A 17,965-nucleotide genomic window follows, 5' to 3' on the forward strand; every position below is an offset into this window, starting at 1 on the left:
TGGTAAATCAAACAGTGGGCGATATTAAAACCCACTCAATAAAAGGGTCTAACGCATGGTAATAATTCGTTTGTCTCGTGGTGGCGCTAAGAAGCGTCCTTTCTATCACATCTCAGTAGCGGACTCGCGTAATGCGCGTGACAGCCGTTTTATTGAGCGTGTGGGTTTCTTCAATCCTACTGCACGTGGTCAGGAAGAGCGTCTGCGTGTTGCTCTGGATCGTATTGAATACTGGCAGAGTAAAGGCGCACAGCTGTCTGACCGAGTTGCGAAGCTGGTTAAAGAAGCTAAAGCAGCTGAGTAATTTTTTAGTAGGTTTTGATCAGGAAACAAGATGAGCGGTAATTCCAATAAAGGGAACATGGTTCTCGGCAAGATTACTGCAGTCTATGGGATTAAGGGTTGGGTAAAAATTTACTCTTTCACTGATCCGATGGAAAACGTCTTCAACTATACCCCCTGGCAACTGAAGATTGATGGCTCATTGAAGACCGTTGAGGTTGAAGCCAGCAAGCGCCACGGTAAAGGACTGATCGCAAAATTGGCAGGCGTAGATGATCGTGATGTTGCCCGCAGTTATTGCGGACATGAGATCATCGCTGACAGTAACCTGCTTCCTGAATTGGAAGAGGGTGAATATTACTGGAGCCAGTTGCAAAACCTATTAGTTTACACCGAGTCTGACCAGTTGTTGGGCAAGGTGAGCCACCTGATGGAAACCGGTTCAAATGATGTGCTGGTAGTGAAGGCAACAAAAGACAGTATCGATCAACAAGAGCGTTTACTGCCTTACCTTCCAGATCAGGTGATTAAAGAAATTGACCTGGAAACAGGTACTATGCGGGTCGATTGGGACCCCGAGTTCTGAACCATGTGGTTCGGTGTGGTAACTCTCTTTCCTGAGATGTTCGAAGCAATCAGTTGCTACGGGGTTACAGGAAGAGCAGTTAAAAATGGTCTGATACAGATGCAGTGCTGGAGTCCACGCGACTTTGCGCATGATAAGCATAAAACTGTAGATGACCGGCCCTATGGTGGTGGCCCTGGGATGCTGATGAAAGTTCAGCCTCTGCGGGATGCTATCCATGCAGCAAAACAGGCTGCAGGTGGAGATGTGAAAGTGATCTATCTCTCGCCACAGGGACGCCGACTGGATCATGCGGGTGTGCAGGAGCTAGCTTCTCGTGAGAAGCTGATTTTGGTAGCAGGGCGTTACGAAGGTATTGATGAACGCCTGATTGAAACGGAAATTGATGAAGAGTGGTCGCTTGGGGATTTCGTCCTCAGTGGTGGTGAATTACCAGCCATGACCATGATTGATTCGGTTTCCCGTCTGGTTCCCGGAGTACTGGGGCATCAGGATTCGGCTACTGAAGATTCATTTCACGATGGATTGCTGGATTGTCCGCACTATACCCGACCGGAACAGCTCGATGATATGCAGGTACCTGATGTGTTGCTGAGCGGCAACCACAAAGAGATCAGACGTTGGCGTCTGAAACAGCAGTTAGGAAGAACCTGGCAACGCCGGCCTGACCTGCTTGAATCTCTTGAGTTGGACGCTGAGCAAAAGGCATTGTTAACTGATTTTATCCGGGAGACCCAAGGGTCCGAAGGTTGAATGTTTAGGAGTGACCGATGAGCGGCAAGAACCTAATTATTCAGCAGCTTGAAGCTGAACAGATGAATAAAGAAGTACCAGAATTTGCACCAGGTGATACTGTTGTAGTTCAGGTAAAAGTAGTTGAAGGTAAGCGTGAACGTCTGCAGGCGTTTGAAGGCGTAGTACTGGGCAAGCGTAACCGCGGTGTAAACTCTGCGTTTACTGTACGTAAAATCTCCCACGGTGTGGGCGTTGAGCGTACTTTCCAGACTTTCAGCTCAACTGTAGATAGCATTGAAGTTAAGCGTCGCGGTGACGTGCGCCAGGCTAAACTGTACTACATGCGTGAGCGTTCAGGTAAGTCTGCACGTATCAAAGAGAAGCTGGGTTAATCGCAGCGGATCTTATCGAATTGAAAAAGCGGCTTTTAGCCGCTTTTTTTGTGTCTTCTTGATCTGAATGTGTGCTTAAACACTAGAAAGAAATAGACAGATTCCGGGATTGCCTACCATAATAAGCAGGTATAGATTCACAAAGCTTTGATGTGAAAGAGTATTGCTGGTAGGAAACATATCTATGCCACAGGCTGTTATTAAAAAAATAGCGACCATATTTCTGATTATTCTGACGCCAATCGCCTTAGCTGCCGCAGCTTATGGCTTTATTTGGTGGAAAGTTTCCTCTGCTGCGGATGACTTTGCGCAGCAAGTGTCCCCTTTCGTGGATATGACCTATCAAAATGTACATATCGACCTGCTTGGCTCCGAAGTAGGTCTACTGGATGTAGCTTTTGTGCCTGTGGGTATGGAAGGCTCAATTGACCTGGAACTCGTAAAAATCAAAGCCCCTTCTTGGGGGTATCTCCTGGATTTTCAGAAAAAGATGGACAAGGGAGAAATTCCTGAATCTTTTAATCTGGATATGCAGGGTCTGACACTGGATATGGCGAGTGGTTATATGCAGGATTGGGCGCGTATGGCTGAGAGTGCCCAGCGTGAGGCGGGGCAGGGTTATGACACCCTTGCCTGTGGTGATCTTAAGTATTTCTCAATCGCTGATGTGAGAAAAATGGGCTACGGAAAAGTGCGTGGAGATCTGGCGCTACAGTACTCTTTTGATAAGGTCGATAAGCAGATTAACTTCGATATGCAGAGTGACACCCAGTCGATGATGGGAATGAGCATGTCGATGGATATTCAGGTTTCCAGTGATAAATTGAATCTGCAAACTGCCATGTTTGCCCAGCCGCAGTTGAAGCGTGTGGAGATGCGTTTCTTTGACCGAGGTTACAATAATAGTCGAAACAGATTCTGCTCTAAGTTGAATGAAGAGCCTGTAGATGCGTATCGCGAGCGTTACCGTACTTTGTTAGCGCAACGTCTGAGCGCTGAAGGCTGGACTATTCCTGAGCCAATTCTGACTGCTTTTGATTCAGTGAATGATCCGGGTGGCAGTATGTATGTTCGCGTAGATATTCCGGACGGGTTTGGTACACAGCATATGATGATGGTGCAAAAGCCAACCGACTTGATCGATTCCCTGAGCCCTTATGTGGAATTTAACGGTAAACCTGTTCTGATCTCAGGCATCGAGTGGGAGATGCCTGATCCAAATGCTATATCCATGCATGAAGCTATGGCTGCTCACTCCGCCGTGGGTGCTAAAGGGGATGATGCATCAGCTGAAGCAAATGAGAGTGATGCAATAGAAAGCTTGGATCTTCCTGCTGGGGATGACGGAACTGATGCAGCGCGTGAAGGGAAGAGTGAATCGCAACAGCTGGCAAAACTTAGCAAGTACAAATCCTCCCAGAGAAAGCAAAAGCTTGAGAAAGGATTTATACAAGTTGAGCTCCCCATTCTTGCAAATCATATTGGCGAGCAGGTAATTCTGTATACTTATTTCGGGCGAAAAGTTGAAGGTGCGCTGGTTGCGGTAACTTCATCGGTCGTGACTGTCGAGCATCGCCTGGTTGATGGGCGTGGTACCGCCACCTATCCTATTGCTATGGATAAGATCCAAAGGGCTGAGCTCTTTTATCAATGATTGTTTACTGTCCTCCCAGCATTATAGCGCCTCGCCTTTTGCGGGGCGTTGTTATGTTAGAAGGCAGTATGAGGACTGTTAGTTGTCAGTAAAAAAGGTGTTTGAAGCAGATCAGCGTCTGATTGAAACTTATCTGGATGCGGTTTGGATGGAAAAGGGTTTAAGTGAAAATACGCTTTCCTCTTATCGTAGAGACCTTACTCAGTTTGCTGCTTGGTTAAATGAACGGGGAGTGGCTCTTATTGATTGTCGGCGTGAGGAATTGCAGCAGCATCTTTCATGGCGTTTTAAAGAGAAGTTAAAAGCCAGCTCAACCTCACGGATGCTCTCATGTCTAAGAGGGTTTTGCCGTTATCTTATTCGTGAAGAGTTGATCAAAGAAGATCCGGTTTTATTGATCGAAAGCCCGAAAAAAGGGCGTAGCCTGCCTAAAACCCTGACAGAGCAGGATGTGGTTGATTTGCTGGAGGCTCCTGAGCTTAATGATCCAGTGCAGTTCAGAGATCGTGCAATGCTTGAGGTGCTATATGCAACAGGCCTACGGGTAAGTGAGCTCGTTGGGCTGCAGTTGCATGAAATCAACCTAAATCAGGGTGTGATCAGGGTGATGGGTAAGGGTGGCAAAGAGCGCCTTGTGCCTTTGGGTGAAGAAGCGATTGGTTGGTTGCTGCAGTACTTACGGGATGTACGTCCGCAGCTGATGGGTGAGCAGGTCGGGGATGTGCTGTTTCCCAGTCGCCGCGCGCAGCAGATGACACGGCAGACATTTTGGCACCGGATAAAGCGCCATGCTTTGGTTGCGGGAATTGAAAAGCCTATCTCACCGCATGTACTCAGGCATGCTTTCGCTACTCATCTCCTCAATCATGGGGCGGATCTGAGGGTTGTACAGATGTTGTTGGGCCATAGTGACCTTTCCACAACCCAGATCTATACCCATGTGGCTCAGCATCGGTTGCAGTCAATGCATCAACAACATCACCCGAGAGGATGAATGTTGTTCACATCAGAGTAAGCTAAAGATATGTTATCTTACTCGTCGATTTTATTTATTTACTGTTGAACTTGTATCTGGATGGTGGGTCAGAGGCATACAGATATAGTTTTTGTTGAACAAACCTTTTGTTGTAAAAACCGAGGAAGAAAATGAAAAAGCTTTTGGTGGCTGCGTTGTGTGTAATGGCAGGATTTAGTGGAGTTGTATCAGCAGCTGATAATGCAGAAGAGTTGATTAAACAGAATCTGCATAAAGTTGATCCTCGTATTAAGGTTAAATCTATCTCTCCAGCCCCATTAGCTGGTATGAGTGAGGTCGAGTTAAACAGCGGTGAAGTGATCTATGCTGACAGCAAGGGTGAGTATTTCTTAATCGGTCAACTCTATCGCTATACAACTCAGGCGGGTTTTGTGAATTTGTCTGAAGAGAAAGCCAAAGAACAACGTAAAGCAAAGCTTGATGCTGTCTCTGAAAAAGAGATGGTCGTATTCGCGCCTGAAGGGGAAGTGAAAGCGACAGTGAATATCTTTACCGATGTGGATTGTCCGTACTGCCGTAAACTGCACGATGAGGTGCCAAAGCTGAATGAGATGGGTATTCAGGTGAATTATCTAGCTTTTCCGCGTAATGGTCAGGGGACTAAGACATATAACACTATGGTTTCTATCTGGTGTGCTAAAGGCGCAGAAGCTAAACGAGAAGCAATGACTGAAGCTAAGCAGGGTATGAATCTTGATAAGGCGGATTGCAATAGCCCAGTGATGTCACAGTTGGCGCTGGGTCAGGCAGTGGGTGTAACGGGTACGCCAGCGATGGTTTTTGAAGATGGATCTCTGGTTCCTGGTTATGTGCCAGCAGCTCGTTTAAGTAAGATGCTTGGCCTGTAAGAAGAGCCATTTGGGGTTGTAAAAGGGAGCTGAAAAGCTCCCTTTTTTATTGTTTGTGCTGCTTGTTCGTACTACTTGTTTGACTACGTAGAGCTGGCGCTAAGTTTTAGCTATAATGGCCGACTAATTTTTGCCAGATGTAAGTGTGATTTTTCAACACGCCGATATCAGGCGTAATAAACGTTCAACAGCATGCGAGGTTCAGGTTTGAAACCGGTTAAAGTTGGTATCTGTGGATTAGGTACAGTGGGCGGTGGCACATTTAATGTGCTGAAGCGTAATGCCGAAGAGATTGCTCGTCGAGCAGGTCGTAAGATTGTCGTAGAACATATTGGTGCGCGTCATACCAATCCAGATTGTGATACCAAAGGCTCCCAGATTACCGATGATATTTTTGAGGTTGCTAAGAACCCAGAAGTTGACGTGGTTGTTGAGCTGATCGGTGGTTATGACGTTGCTAAAGAGCTGGTACTGACTGCGATCGAAAACGGCAAACATGTCGTTACTGCTAACAAAGCCCTAATTGCTGTTCACGGTAATGAGATCTTTGAAGCGGCACAGAAAAAGAACGTAATGGTTGCGTTTGAAGCTTCTGTTGCTGGTGGTATTCCAATCATCAAAGCGATCCGTGAAGGCCTGTCTGCAAACAAGATTAACTGGCTGGCGGGTATCATCAACGGTACTGGCAACTTCATCATGACAGAGATGCGCGATAAAGGTCGTGATTTCGATGATGTGCTGAAAGAAGCTCAGGAACTGGGTTATGCAGAAGCTGACCCAACGTTTGATGTTGAAGGTATCGATGCGGCTCATAAGCTGACTATTCTGGCATCTCTGGCATTTGGTGTACCGCTTCAGTTTGAGAAAGCTTTCACTGAAGGTATCAGTCAGATTACTCGTGAAGATGTACAGTACGCTGAAGAGCTGGGTTACCGCATTAAGCACCTGGGTATCAGCCGTCGTACAGAGAATGGTGTTGAGCTTCGCGTTCACCCGACTTTGATTCCGCAGTCTGCGCTGATCGCTAACGTAAATGGTGTGATGAACGCAGTCCTGGTTGATGGTGACGCTGTTGGTCAGACTATGTATTACGGTGCGGGTGCCGGTGCTGAGCCGACTGCATCTGCAGTAGTAGCTGATATTGTTGACGTTGTACGTACGCTGACAGCTGATCGTGACAACCGTGTACCGCACCTGGCATTCCAGCCTTCTGAGCTATCTGATGCACCGATTCTGCCGGTTGAACAGACTGAGTCTGCTTATTACCTGCGTATGAATGCGCAAGAAAAACCTGGCGTATTGGCGAAGGTTACTAGCATTCTAGGTGCGCAGGATATCAACATCGAAGCGATCATCCAGAAAGAAACTTCTGAAGAGCAGGTGCCAGTTATTATCCTGACTCAGACTGTTCTGGAGCAGAAAGTTAACGATGCTATTGCACAGATCGAAGATCTGGAAGAGATCAATGGCAGCGTAACGCGTATTCGTGTTGAACAGTTCAAAAGCTAAGGAGTAACCCGTGAAATATATCTCTACTCGGGGTCAGGCTCCGGCGATGAACTTTGAAGAGGTCCTGTTGGCAGGTCTGGCGAGTGATGGTGGTTTGTATGTGCCAGAAACTCTACCAGCTTTCAGCAAAGAAGAGATCGCTTCCTGGGCGGGTCTGCCATATAACGAGCTTGCTTATAATGTGATCAAGCCGTTTGTAGATGACTGCATTGAAGACGCTGATCTGAAAACGATGATCGATGAAACCTATGCGGGTTTCAATCACATCGCGGTAGCTCCTCTGAAAGAGCTGGGCACAAATGAGTGGGTTCTGGAACTGTTCCACGGCCCTACTCTGGCATTTAAAGATTTTGCTCTGCAGCTGCTGGGCCGTCTGATGGATTACGCGTTGCAAAAACGTGGTGAACATCTGGTGATCATGGGTGCAACTTCCGGTGATACTGGGTCTGCAGCTATTGAAGGCTGCTGTCACAGCAAGCACCTGGATATCTTTATCCTGCACCCACACAACCGAGTATCCGAAGTACAGCGTCGTCAGATGACGACCATCATCAAAGAGAATGTTTTCAACATCGCTCTGGAAGGTAACTTCGACGATTGCCAGCAGATGGTTAAAGACAGCTTTGCTAATCAGGACTTCCTGAAAGGTATGAAGCTGGGCGCAGTAAACTCGATCAACTGGGCGCGCATCATGGCTCAGATCGTTTACTACTTCTCTGCTTCTCTGGCTGTGGGCGGTCCGCACCGTGAAGTAAGTTTCTCTGTGCCAACGGGTAACTTCGGCGATATCTTTGCCGGTTACTTAGCTAAGCAGATGGGCTTGCCGGTTAAGCAGCTTGTAGTTGCGACGAACAAGAACGACATTCTGCACCGTGTTATTTCTGGTAACGATATGTCCAAAGGGGAACTGGTTCATACTCTGTCCCCATCCATGGATATCATGGTTTCTTCCAACTTTGAGCGTATGCTGTTTGATGTATACGGTCGCAATGGTGAAGAGATCAGCGACCTGATGGCGCGTTTCTCGAAAGAGTCTGTTGAGCTGGATCCTGCTCGTTGGGAGAAAGTACGTGAGCTGTTCGACAGCTACGCGGTGAATGACGAGACTACTTGTGATGTTATTAAACAGGTATTCGATGAAACTGAGTACTTGCTTGATCCACATACTGCTATCGGCGTTAAAGCGGGTCGTGAATGTAACAGTGATCCATCTGTACCGATGATCACGCTGTCTACAGCCCACCCGGTTAAGTTCCCGGAACCTGTTGTTAAAGCGGGGCTGGAATCTCCGCAGTTACCAGCGCATATGACAGATCTGTTTGAGCGTGAGGAAAAACTGGAAGTGCTGGATAACGATCTGGCAACTGTGCAGCAGTTTGTTGCGAGTCACGTACATACTGAGTGATTTTTGTTCTAAGTGTGATACTCTGAAAACCCGGCGTATAAATGCCGGGTTTTTTGTTATAACGCCTTATTAACTAAAAGAAAGCGGCGCAGGGATAGGTATGACAGATCTGTTTTTCTACCTTTCAAAAGTATTTTGGATTGTTGTACAGCCTGACCATTTTCTGCTGCTTATGCTTTTGTTCGGGTTTTTTCTTTGGCGCAGCTTATTCGGTGTTGTTCTGGTCTGGATCTCTGTTCTTACACTTCTTCTCATTAGTGTTTTCCCCGTGGGTAACTATCTGTTAAGGCCACTAGAAACGCGCTTTCATGTGGCTATCCTGCCGGACAATATTGCTGGGGTCGTCGTGCTGGGTGGTGGCGAAGATGCTGAGCTGTCATCTATTCATAACGCTGCGCAGTTTAATCAGGGTGCAGAGCGGTTGATGGTCGTACCACAATTGATGCTGCGTTATCCCCAAGCAAAAGTTATTTTCACTGGTGGTTCGGGCGCTTTATTACGACCTGGATATCGCGGCGGAGATGTGGCCAAGCAATGGCTGAGTCAGCAAGGCCTGGGGAGTCGGATGATTATTGAAAGAGACTCCCGTAATACTTTCCAGAATGCGATTTATACTCGAGAGCTGATAGGGGAATTGTCTGGCCTGGAAGGGAAGTGGCTATTGGTTACTTCAGCATTCCATATGCCTCGTTCCATTGGAGTATTTCGTGAACAGGGCATGGAGTTGATCCCTTATCCTGTGGATTATCGAGTGGGAGAGGATCGTTTCCGTCCAAACTTTACCCGTAATATGGCAGACCTGAAAACGGGTGTCCGTGAATGGATAGGTCTGCTGGCTTATCACCTGACTGAAAAAACAGCTGAGCTGATACCGGCTCCTGCCTCCCATCAAATTGGTAATGAATGAAACAAGTTAATATCTCGCAACGGCAGCTTCCTGACTCCTCGCTGCCGGTGTTCAAGCAATCTCACCCTATCCTTGCTCGTATCTACGCTTCCCGTGGTGTGCATGACCTAAATGCAATAGGGCGTAACTTGAATGAGCTGCTGCCAGATAATGGTTTGAGTGGTATAGATCAGGCTGTTGATCGTCTCGTGGTTGCGCTTGAGCAGAGGCAGAAGATTCTAATCGTCGGCGATTTCGACTGTGATGGGGCGACTAGTACCGCGTTAGGTGTGCTAGCACTACGTATGATGGGGGCTGCTGAAGTCTCTTATCTGGTGCCAAACCGCTTTGAGTTTGGCTATGGGTTAAGTCCGGAAATTGTTGTTGAAGCTTTGAAACAAACGCCGGATCTATTGATCACTGTGGATAATGGTATCTCCAGTATTGATGGTGTAACGGCAGCTAATCTGGCGAATCTGGATGTGATTGTAACTGATCATCACCTGGCTGGTTCTGAGCTACCAGAGGCTTGTGCCATTGTTAACCCGAATCAACCAGAGTGCGGATTTGCTGCTAAGTCTACCTGCGGTGTAGGGGTGATCTTTTATGTGATGATCGCTCTGCGTCGTGCTCTTCAGGCCAAAGGCTGGTTTGAAAGTAACGGTCTGCCGCAACCTAATCTCGCGTCCCTTTTGGATCTGGTGGCTTTAGGGACTGTGGCTGATGTTGTGCCGTTGGAGCAGAACAACCGGATTCTGGTCTATCAGGGTTTACAGCGCATTAAAGCAGGCTACTGTCGTCCGGGCTTGAAAGCCCTGATTGAATACTCGGGCAGGCAGCAACACAAAATTACCTCTGCCGATTTGGGTTTTGCTATAGCTCCTCGTCTTAATGCAGCGGGCCGCCTCGAAGATATGTCTATAGGTATCGAATGTCTGCTCACGGAAAGCGATCAAAGAGCTAAAGAGCTGGCTGCGACCCTGAATGATCTTAATCAGGAGCGTAAAGGGATTGAACAGGAGATGCAGCAGCAGGCGCTTGACCTACTGAATAAGTTGCAGCTTGATTCTGAACAGATCCCTTATGGATTGTCTCTGTATGAGCCGGAATGGCATCAGGGAGTGATAGGTATTCTGGCGTCACGTATCAAAGATCGAGTGCATCGCCCGGTGATTGCCTTCGCTCAGGGCGATGCTGGTGAATTGAAAGGTTCTGCCCGTTCGATCTCAGGATTTCATGTACGGGATGGTCTGGATGCCATTGCTGCTCAGTACCCAGAACTTTTAAGAAAGTTTGGTGGCCATGCTATGGCTGCAGGACTAACAATCCGTGAAACTGATCTGCCGCTATTTCAGCGGGCTTTTGATGAAGAGGTTAGTCGTCAGCTCTCTGAAGCAGACCTACAGCAAGAGCTATTAACCGATGGTTCCCTTACGGCTGCAGATATGACGCTCGAAGTGGCTGAGTTGCTGCGTGAATCTGGCCCCTGGGGGCATCAGTTCCCGGAGCCGTTGTTTGAGGGAGAGTTCTCATTACTGCAACAGAGAGTTGTTGGTCAGCGCCATCTGAAGATGGTATTGATGGAGCCAGAGACTGGCATGGCTATTGATGCGATCCAATTTAATGCGGATATGGATAGCTGGCCGGACGAGAGTATTACCCGGGTCCAGGTGGTTTACCGCCTGGATGTGAACGAATTCCGTGGTCAGAAAAGTGTTCAGATGCTGGTTGACCATCTACAACCAATTTAACTGGAGATGTTATGAACGAATTTACGCTAGATGAGCTGAATCTATTGATTGCCGTTTTCGATAAGGCGGGTGTTGAGGAATCCTCAGGTGAAGAGGGCGAGATGTTGCAACGTCTCAAAACTGCACAGGCTGATCGCGAGGAGCTGGAAAATATGCAGTTTGATGATTGTCTGGGTGGTGCCTGCAAGCTGTGAGCGATCTTTTGCCTTACTATGTTGGTGCTCATGTTAGTGCCAGCGGAGGTGTTCATAATGCACCTCAAAACGCACATGCTATTGGCGCTAATGCCTTTGCTTTGTTTACTAAAAATCAGCGCCGCTGGGTTGCTAAACCTCTAGATTTAGAGGTGATTTCTGATTTTAAGCAGCGCTGTGCAGAGCTTAATTTTAAGCCGGAGCAAGTGCTACCCCATGATTCCTACCTGATCAACCTGGGTCATCCAGAACCTGATGCCCTGCAGAAATCACGGGATGCCTTTCTGGATGAGATGCAACGTTGTGAACAGCTTGGACTTGTCTATCTCAACTTTCACCCGGGGAGTCATCTGCGCAAAGTTTCAGAAACAGACTGTCTGGCGACCATCGCAGAATCCCTGAATTGGGCAATCTCTCAAACCGAATCGGTGATTGCTGTAATTGAAAACACTGCAGGGCAAGGGAGTAACCTAGGTTATAGCTTCGAGCAGCTGGCGGAGATCATCAGTCAGGTAGAAGATAAAAGCCGGGTGGGTGTTTGTATCGATACCTGTCATATGTTTGCAGCGGGATATGATATCCGTACTCAGGAAAGCTGTGCTGAAGTGTTTGAACAGTTTGAGCAGATCGTTGGTTTTGAGTATCTGAAAGGGATGCACCTTAATGACTCTAAGGGAGGTTTGGATTCCCGGTTAGACCGCCACCATAGCCTGGGGCAGGGGGAGATCGGCTTGGAGGTATTTCGCTTTATTATGCAAGATGATCGCTTTCGCGGAATTCCCCTCGTGCTGGAAACTATCGATGAAACTATCTGGGCTGATGAGATCCAATTGTTGCGTCAGTTCTCACTGGGTGAATAAACCTTAGTTTTTAGTGGCTAATTAAACATTTTCACTCAAATGTAATAACCCCGCACTAACCTGTATCTGATTCAAACAGGTGTTACAGGGTTAATATGTTATTGGCGTCAGAAGAGGTGAGTGCTGAAACTCGCCGGAATATGCTGCTGGAGATTCTGGAAACTGAATCTCTTTATCCCCATTTTCAGCCTATCGTTGATCTGAAAAAGAACGAAGTAATCGGTCACGAAGCGCTGATTCGTGGACCCGCTGGTAGCATAATGGCTTCTCCAGGTGCTCTGTTTCAGACAGCGATCGAAAACAATCTGTTACATACATTGGAGCTGCTGTGTCGCCGCTGTTCTCTGGAAAAGTTTGCTGAACTGAAGCCGGGAGGCAAACTTTTTTTGAATATCAGTGCCTCCCTTCTAGGCACTCCCGAACATACGGAAGGCTTTACCTCTGAACTGCTGCAGGAACTGGGGATCTCAATAAGCGATATCGTGATTGAGATCTCAGAGCAGCATCCTTTTGATCAGCATGGTCTTTCAAATAATGCCGTTGAGTATTACCGCAATATGGGTTTCCAGGTTGCGGTGGATGATCTGGGTACGGGATATTCAGGCCTTAAACTCTGGTCGGAGCTTAATCCTGAATATGTGAAAGTTGATCGCCACTTTGTCTCGCATATTGATAGTGACCCAGTGAAGCGGGAGTTTGTCCGCGCTATCTTCAATATCAGTAATGCAATGGGTTGCAAAGTGATTGCGGAAGGAATTGAGCGCCAGGAAGAGGTGCAAACGCTGATGGAATTGGGGATCTTTATCGGACAGGGTTTTTACCTGGGTTATCCCAACCCGGAGCCTCAATCTACATGGCAGCCGCTTTCGCTAATCGACAATTTAAAGTCTGAACCTGCAGCGCATCTGGATAATGGTGAAACAGCGTTGTCCCTGTTGCGTCAGGCCCCGGCTATTTCTCCAGATGATACTGTCCTTTTCGTTAGTGATCTGTTCCGCTCGCACCCAGATATGGTCGCGTTGCCAGTGATTAAAGAGGGGATACCGGTAGGAGTGGTACGCAAAGAAGATCTGTTAGAGCTCTTCTCTACGCAGTACGGAAGGGCACTGTATGAGAAGAAACCTGCGGCTCGAATACTGTCTGATGATGTGTTGCTGGTAGAAAGCAGTATGAGTTTGGTGGATGTTTCGCATCTGGTAACAGAGCAAGAGCAGCAAGCACTCCAGCAGGATATTATCATTACTCAAGATGGCTGTTATCTGGGTATGGGTAACTTGCGAGATCTTCTAAAACGCCTTACTGAGCTCAAAATTCAGGATGCCCAATATGCTAATCCGCTAACCCTGCTACCCGGTAATGTGCCAATAAATAATGAGCTGGAAAGGTTGTTGACCCAAACAGTTGATTTTCATGTGGCCTATTTTGATCTGAATAACTTTAAACCCTTCAACGATTGCTATGGTTACTCAAAAGGGGATCAGGTGATTCGTCTGCTGGGGGAGCTGCTGACCACCCATGCTAAGCACGATAAAAACTTTATCGGTCATGTTGGTGGCGACGATTTTGTAGTGATCTTCCGTTCTCATGATTGGCTGTTTTCCTGTGAAAAAATCATACGTGAGTTTGATCAGGAAGTACGTACCCTTTATTCCCCGAAGGATCTGCAGAACGAAGGATTGTGGGCAACGGATCGTAAGGGGAATCAATCGTTTTTCCCACTGTTAGGGCTGGCAATTGGTGTCGTTCATCCAGACCCTTACCGATGCGGCAGTTATCATGAGGTGGCTGAGTTGGCAGCGATGGCGAAAAAAGAAGCGAAAGCGAGCCAGCTAAGTTCGCTGTTTATCTCTCGTAGGCGCTGTAATGGTATGTCTAGGGACGAAAAGGAAAATCAGAGGCGAGCCTGAGACAACAAAGTTTAACGGAATTAAATTCCTGCAAGCTCTTTCATCGCCTGATCGGTAGTGAAGAATATCTTACCATCCCCCATCTGTTGCAGAAAAAGTGTGCTGTTCAGCTGGTCCATCACCGGACCTTTAACCTCGGAAAGGTGTAGTGTTATCCCCTCTCCTCTCAGATTGTGCACCAGCTGTTCCAGTGTCTCCAGCGCGCTGGCATCGATAAAATTCACGGCAGTGCAGATCAGTACCACATGTTTTATCTCAGGATTTTCGGTGCATTGCTGCAGAATAAATTCTTCCACAAAACGAGTGTTGGCAAAGTACAGGCTTTCGTCGATGCGAAGGGCGAGTGTGGATTTTTCCGTAGTAACATCGTGGCGGTCTATGTTGCGGAAATGCTCACTTTCTCCGACTCGGCCAACAACAGCGATATGAGGTTGGCTGGAGCGGTATAGAAGCAAGGCTATAGACATCGCGATACCTGATAGGATTCCAATCTCAACACCCATAAATAAAACAAGGACAAAGGTGGTGGCCAGGGTCAGGGCGTCAGCTTTATTAAAACGCCAGCACTGCCTGAATGCTGCGATATCAATCAGAGGGATTACCGCCATAATGATAATCGCGCCCAACGCAGCTGTTGGCAGGTAGTAAAACAGCGGCGTAAAAAATACCAGAGTAATAGCAACCAGTACTGCTGTGATCGCTGAAGCAATCGTGGTTTGGGCTCCCGCGCTGAAGTTAACCATAGAGCGGCCAAAACCACCGGCTATGGGATAACTACCGCTGAATGCAGAGCCTAAATTGGCCACTCCCAGAGCGATCAGTTCTTTATTTGGGTCGATGCGTTCCTTGCGCTTGCTGGCCAGGGCTGTACCCACGGATACGCTTTCAATATAACCGATAAGTGCTATCAGCAGTGCGGGGGTGAATAGCTGCTGCCATAACTCCAGATCCACATGGATGCCTTGTAGTGAAGGTAAGCCCTGCGGAATCATGCCAACGGTATCGACGTTGCTATTCTGGTCAAGGCTTAATAACCAGACTAGGCTGGTACCAAAAATAACCGCAAACATTGGACCCGCTTTGCAGATCGGTTGCACTAGCCATTCTGGAAACTGAAGGCGTTGCAGCTGGCAGCAGAGTTTACTCTTGCTATACCAGAGCAAGAAAAATGCTCCCACAGAGATAATCAGGGTTGCTGGGTTGAGTTCAGCAAGGTTAGCCAGAATATTATTGGTACTCTCGTTGATGGCAATAGTGCGGGGTAGCTCCAGTCCAAGCAGGTGTTTTATCTGGCTAACAGCAATTACGATGGCAGCAGCGCTGGTAAAGCCGGATAGAACCGAGTGACTGATAAAATTAACCACAGCCCCAAGGCGTAGGCTGCGCAAAAATAGCAGGATAACACCGACCAGAAGGGATAGATTGACTGCTGCGTTGATGTATTCTTCGCTGCCCATTATGGCTACTTGGCTGATCGCGGTACTTACCATCAGGGAAACGATGGCTACTGGACCTACTGCTAGAGAGCGACTACTACCAAGCAGCGAGTAGAGCAACAGGGGGAATATGCTGGAATACAGACCGTATTCGGGTGGCAGGCCAGCCAGAAGGGCATAAGCTATCCCCTGAGGTACCAACATAATCGCAACGATAATGCCGGCCATCAGGTCGTTGATAAAGGTCTCACGCTGGTAGCATTTCAGCCAGCCAAGCAGAGGAAATATATCAACAAGAGAGCGCATCTATTCCGGTCCTTTAAGTATCCCGCTATTTCAAAATAGTTATATGAGTATATGGCATAAAAATATTCTAACCAATTATATATGCGGGGAGGGTTTTCGCGCCACCTGTTGTTATAGTGGGTTTTTCCAGTAACTATGACGCGGATCAAGAGCATGTCTGAACAATGGCAGCCAACTTATGGTCAAAAAGATTTCAAGATCAATAAAAAAGAAACCCTGTACGATGGTTTCTTTAAGATGTTGAAACTGCATCTCTCCCACAAAACCTTTGCCGGAGAGATGATAAACATCCAGAGAGAGCTGTTTTACCGTGATGATGCGGTCTGTGTACTGCTTTACGATCCACAAAAACAGGCCGTGGTGCTGGTAGAACAATTTCGGGTGGGTACCTTTGATCAGGATGAAGGCCCCTGGTTACTAGAACTGGTAGCAGGCATCGTTGAAGATGGAGAAACTCCAGACGATGTGGCCCGACGGGAGTCGATAGAAGAAGCCGGTGCTGAGCTGGGAGAGATTGTGCATATCACCCGCTTTGTGCCCAGTTCAGGAGGAACCCGCGAGTACATCGATCTGCTCTGTGCCCAGGTTAACTCAGAAGGTGTCGAGGGTATTCACGGCTTGCCTCATGAAGGTGAGGATATCCGGGTGCATACACTGGAAGCAGCAGAAGCATTTGAACTGGTGAAATCCGGTACAATTAATAATGCACCGGCGATTATCGCTCTGCAGTGGTTGCAGTTGAATCAGAAGGATCTGGATAAGCGTTGGTTAGAAGTTTAGAGAAAATTGGTTTGTAGATAGATTATGAAGCGCAAATATATACCCGACCTGACCCGGCAGATGTCGCAATGCGAGGCTAACTATGCCCGTATTATGAAGCTGCTGCCGGATCTGGACAGTTGTGATGAGAAAGAGTTTCAGGTCAGTTGGCCTGAACATCTTGCTTATCTGCGTCTACAGGTTGATGAGCGCTTCAAATATACGACGACTGTGTTGGTCAGCCATAGCTATGAAAAAAGCTCTCCGTGGCTGGAGAGCCCTGGTTTGGTTGTTCGCCTTTATCACGATGCAGCGATGGCTGAAGTGATCTGTATGCAACGCCGTAAGCAGCTGTCAGGTGTTTATCCCTACCCCAACCGTAATATGCACCTGCCGGATGAAAAATTGCAGTTGAACGAATATCTGGGCGAATGGTTGAGTGAGTGTCTTTCTCATGGCCATACTATGGAGCCGGTTTTTAGTGGCTGAAGCGGTTGTCAGACTGTTGCAGGTCAGCGATATGCATCTGCAGGATACTCCGGAAACCGAAATGAAAGGGGTTAATCCGGAACAGCGTTTTCTTCAGGTGATGCGACATGTTAAAGAGCAAAACGCTGATATTCTGCTGTTGACCGGTGACCTTAGTCATCATTCTTCTTCAGCTTATCAACGCCTTTCTGATCAGTTGCAGCAACTCCCTTTCCCTAGCTACTGGATACCCGGAAATCATGATCTAACGGGTGAGATGTATCAGTTCGCAGATCTTGGTTATGGTCAGAAGGTTATAGAACAGGATAACTGGCGCATTTTACTGTTGGACAGTACGGCTGAGCCAGATGGAAAAGGTGGTGGCTCATTATCTGATCCGGAATTGCTATTCCTTGCTACTGAGCTTGAGGAAACTTCCCCGGATCAACATGTATTGATTGTCCTCCATCACCACCCTGTAAGTGTGGAGAGTATTTGGCAGGACCAGATTATGCTGGGTAACGCTGATCAGTTCTGGAGTATTGTGGATGGTTATGATCAGGTCAGAGCTGTAATGTTTGGTCATGTGCATCAAAGTTGGCAGTTGCAGCGTGGTGATGTTGCGCTGTTTTCTGTGCCTGCAACAACTGCTCAGTTTAAGGCTTGTACAGATAATGCTGAGATTGAAACCGATCCTGAACTTGCAGGTCCCGCTTTCGCTACCTATGAACTGTTTGATGACGGTTCTGTAGTTTATCAAGTAACAAGGCTTTAGCCTGATTGAGTCTTTGAGCCGCCTTTTCTCCCTCACTCTATTGCGCCTTTTTCTCCCCTCCGGTAACTTCTCTGCAGAGGAAAAAAATGACGACACCACTATTTATTTACGTCCACGGATTTAACAGTTCACCACAGTCGATGAAGGCTCAGGTTTTTTTGCGTTATATGCAGGAA

Annotated in this window: 19 protein-coding genes; 18 read left to right on the plus strand and 1 reads right to left on the minus strand. The window is 47.5% G+C overall.

Annotated elements, in window-relative coordinates; all coding sequences use genetic code 11:
- Positions 1 to 55: 55 nt before the first annotated feature.
- The 14 genes from rpsP (at position 56) to GY843_RS14560 (ending at position 14,045) form a co-directional block, all read left to right on the plus strand.
- The gene (rpsP, locus tag GY843_RS14495) at positions 56 to 304 is read left to right on the plus strand and encodes a 30S ribosomal protein S16 (RefSeq protein ID WP_297310650.1); all 249 of its coding nucleotides are present in this window, start codon (positions 56 to 58) and stop codon (positions 302 to 304) included.
- Positions 305 to 334: 30 nt separating this feature from the next.
- Positions 335 to 868, plus strand: coding sequence for a ribosome maturation factor RimM (rimM, locus tag GY843_RS14500; RefSeq protein ID WP_297310651.1), 534 nt, complete (start codon positions 335 to 337; stop codon positions 866 to 868).
- Positions 869 to 871: 3 nt separating this feature from the next.
- Positions 872 to 1,621 (plus strand): tRNA (guanosine(37)-N1)-methyltransferase TrmD, encoded by a 750-nt coding sequence (trmD, locus tag GY843_RS14505; RefSeq protein ID WP_297310652.1) that lies wholly within the window; start codon positions 872 to 874, stop codon positions 1,619 to 1,621.
- A 17-nt stretch (positions 1,622 to 1,638) separates the two neighbouring features.
- The gene (rplS, locus tag GY843_RS14510) at positions 1,639 to 1,995 is read left to right on the plus strand and encodes a 50S ribosomal protein L19 (protein WP_297310653.1); all 357 of its coding nucleotides are present in this window, start codon (positions 1,639 to 1,641) and stop codon (positions 1,993 to 1,995) included.
- A 184-nt stretch (positions 1,996 to 2,179) separates the two neighbouring features.
- Positions 2,180 to 3,649 carry a hypothetical protein gene (locus GY843_RS14515; RefSeq protein ID WP_297310654.1) on the plus strand — a complete coding sequence of 490 codons (1,470 nt, stop codon included), beginning with the start codon at positions 2,180 to 2,182 and terminating at the stop codon, positions 3,647 to 3,649.
- A gap of 97 nt (positions 3,650 to 3,746) precedes the next feature.
- Entirely contained in the window at positions 3,747 to 4,643 is an 897-nt protein-coding gene (xerD, locus tag GY843_RS14520) for a site-specific tyrosine recombinase XerD (RefSeq protein WP_367183855.1), read from the plus strand.
- A 152-nt stretch (positions 4,644 to 4,795) separates the two neighbouring features.
- Entirely contained in the window at positions 4,796 to 5,533 is a 738-nt protein-coding gene (locus GY843_RS14525) for a DsbC family protein (protein ID WP_297310656.1), read from the plus strand.
- 207 nt (positions 5,534 to 5,740) lie between these two features.
- Positions 5,741 to 7,042, plus strand: coding sequence for a homoserine dehydrogenase (locus GY843_RS14530; RefSeq protein WP_297310657.1), 1,302 nt, complete (start codon positions 5,741 to 5,743; stop codon positions 7,040 to 7,042).
- Positions 7,043 to 7,052: 10 nt separating this feature from the next.
- Complete coding sequence (gene thrC / locus GY843_RS14535; RefSeq protein ID WP_297310658.1) at positions 7,053 to 8,447, plus strand: threonine synthase; 1,395 nt, start codon at positions 7,053 to 7,055, stop codon at positions 8,445 to 8,447.
- Positions 8,448 to 8,547: 100 nt separating this feature from the next.
- Positions 8,548 to 9,354 carry a YdcF family protein gene (locus tag GY843_RS14540; protein ID WP_297310659.1) on the plus strand — a complete coding sequence of 269 codons (807 nt, stop codon included), beginning with the start codon at positions 8,548 to 8,550 and terminating at the stop codon, positions 9,352 to 9,354.
- Positions 9,351 to 11,084 carry a single-stranded-DNA-specific exonuclease RecJ gene (gene recJ / locus GY843_RS14545; RefSeq protein ID WP_297310660.1) on the plus strand — a complete coding sequence of 578 codons (1,734 nt, stop codon included), beginning with the start codon at positions 9,351 to 9,353 and terminating at the stop codon, positions 11,082 to 11,084. The genes GY843_RS14540 and recJ overlap by 4 nt, the downstream gene beginning before the upstream one ends.
- Positions 11,085 to 11,095: 11 nt before the next feature.
- Entirely contained in the window at positions 11,096 to 11,278 is a 183-nt protein-coding gene (locus GY843_RS14550) for a hypothetical protein (RefSeq protein WP_297310661.1), read from the plus strand.
- Positions 11,275 to 12,138, plus strand: coding sequence for a deoxyribonuclease IV (nfo, locus tag GY843_RS14555; protein ID WP_297310662.1), 864 nt, complete (start codon positions 11,275 to 11,277; stop codon positions 12,136 to 12,138). The genes GY843_RS14550 and nfo overlap by 4 nt, the downstream gene beginning before the upstream one ends.
- Positions 12,139 to 12,233: 95 nt before the next feature.
- On the plus strand, positions 12,234 to 14,045 hold the full coding sequence (locus GY843_RS14560; protein WP_297310663.1) for an EAL domain-containing protein: 1,812 nt from the start codon (positions 12,234 to 12,236) through the stop codon (positions 14,043 to 14,045).
- Between the two features lie 20 nt (positions 14,046 to 14,065).
- Here GY843_RS14560 and GY843_RS14565 read toward each other — a convergent pair whose 3' ends face one another.
- Complete coding sequence (locus tag GY843_RS14565) at positions 14,066 to 15,787, minus strand: SulP family inorganic anion transporter (protein ID WP_297310664.1); 1,722 nt, start codon at positions 15,785 to 15,787, stop codon at positions 14,066 to 14,068.
- A gap of 153 nt (positions 15,788 to 15,940) precedes the next feature.
- On the opposite strand from GY843_RS14565, the gene GY843_RS14570 reads away from it, so the two are divergent.
- The 4 genes from GY843_RS14570 to GY843_RS14585 all read left to right on the plus strand — a co-directional run.
- Positions 15,941 to 16,567, plus strand: coding sequence for an NUDIX domain-containing protein (locus GY843_RS14570; RefSeq protein WP_297310665.1), 627 nt, complete (start codon positions 15,941 to 15,943; stop codon positions 16,565 to 16,567).
- Between the two features lie 24 nt (positions 16,568 to 16,591).
- Positions 16,592 to 17,035, plus strand: a complete 444-nt coding sequence (locus GY843_RS14575; protein ID WP_297310666.1) for a DUF1249 domain-containing protein — start codon at positions 16,592 to 16,594, stop codon at positions 17,033 to 17,035.
- Positions 17,028 to 17,789: a metallophosphoesterase gene (locus GY843_RS14580; RefSeq protein ID WP_297310667.1), complete on the plus strand. Its 762-nt coding sequence runs from the start codon at positions 17,028 to 17,030 to the stop codon at positions 17,787 to 17,789. Before GY843_RS14575 ends, GY843_RS14580 begins: the two co-directional genes overlap by 8 nt.
- A gap of 86 nt (positions 17,790 to 17,875) precedes the next feature.
- The coding region (locus tag GY843_RS14585) for a YqiA/YcfP family alpha/beta fold hydrolase (protein ID WP_297310668.1) at positions 17,876 to 17,965 on the plus strand (90 nt) is incomplete at its 3' end.

It is taken from the genome of Neptuniibacter sp., from assembly GCF_024231755.1.
Taxonomy (GTDB): domain Bacteria; phylum Pseudomonadota; class Gammaproteobacteria; order Pseudomonadales; family Balneatricaceae; genus Neptuniibacter.

Coding starts and splice junctions, on each gene's coding strand:
- GY843_RS14540 (WP_297310659.1), top strand. CDS start 8,548: ATGACAGATCTGTTTTTCTACCTTTCAAAAGTATTTTGGATTGTTGTA.
- GY843_RS14550 (WP_297310661.1), top strand. CDS start 11,096: ATGAACGAATTTACGCTAGATGAGCTGAATCTATTGATTGCCGTTTTC.
- GY843_RS14560 (WP_297310663.1), top strand. CDS start 12,234: ATGTTATTGGCGTCAGAAGAGGTGAGTGCTGAAACTCGCCGGAATATG.
- rplS (WP_297310653.1), top strand. CDS start 1,639: ATGAGCGGCAAGAACCTAATTATTCAGCAGCTTGAAGCTGAACAGATG.
- rpsP (WP_297310650.1), top strand. CDS start 56: ATGGTAATAATTCGTTTGTCTCGTGGTGGCGCTAAGAAGCGTCCTTTC.
- trmD (WP_297310652.1), top strand. CDS start 872: ATGTGGTTCGGTGTGGTAACTCTCTTTCCTGAGATGTTCGAAGCAATC.
- recJ (WP_297310660.1), top strand. CDS start 9,351: ATGAAACAAGTTAATATCTCGCAACGGCAGCTTCCTGACTCCTCGCTG.
- GY843_RS14570 (WP_297310665.1), top strand. CDS start 15,941: ATGTCTGAACAATGGCAGCCAACTTATGGTCAAAAAGATTTCAAGATC.
- GY843_RS14575 (WP_297310666.1), top strand. CDS start 16,592: ATGAAGCGCAAATATATACCCGACCTGACCCGGCAGATGTCGCAATGC.
- rimM (WP_297310651.1), top strand. CDS start 335: ATGAGCGGTAATTCCAATAAAGGGAACATGGTTCTCGGCAAGATTACT.
- GY843_RS14565 (WP_297310664.1), bottom strand. CDS start 15,787: ATGCGCTCTCTTGTTGATATATTTCCTCTGCTTGGCTGGCTGAAATGC.
- GY843_RS14525 (WP_297310656.1), top strand. CDS start 4,796: ATGAAAAAGCTTTTGGTGGCTGCGTTGTGTGTAATGGCAGGATTTAGT.
- GY843_RS14515 (WP_297310654.1), top strand. CDS start 2,180: ATGCCACAGGCTGTTATTAAAAAAATAGCGACCATATTTCTGATTATT.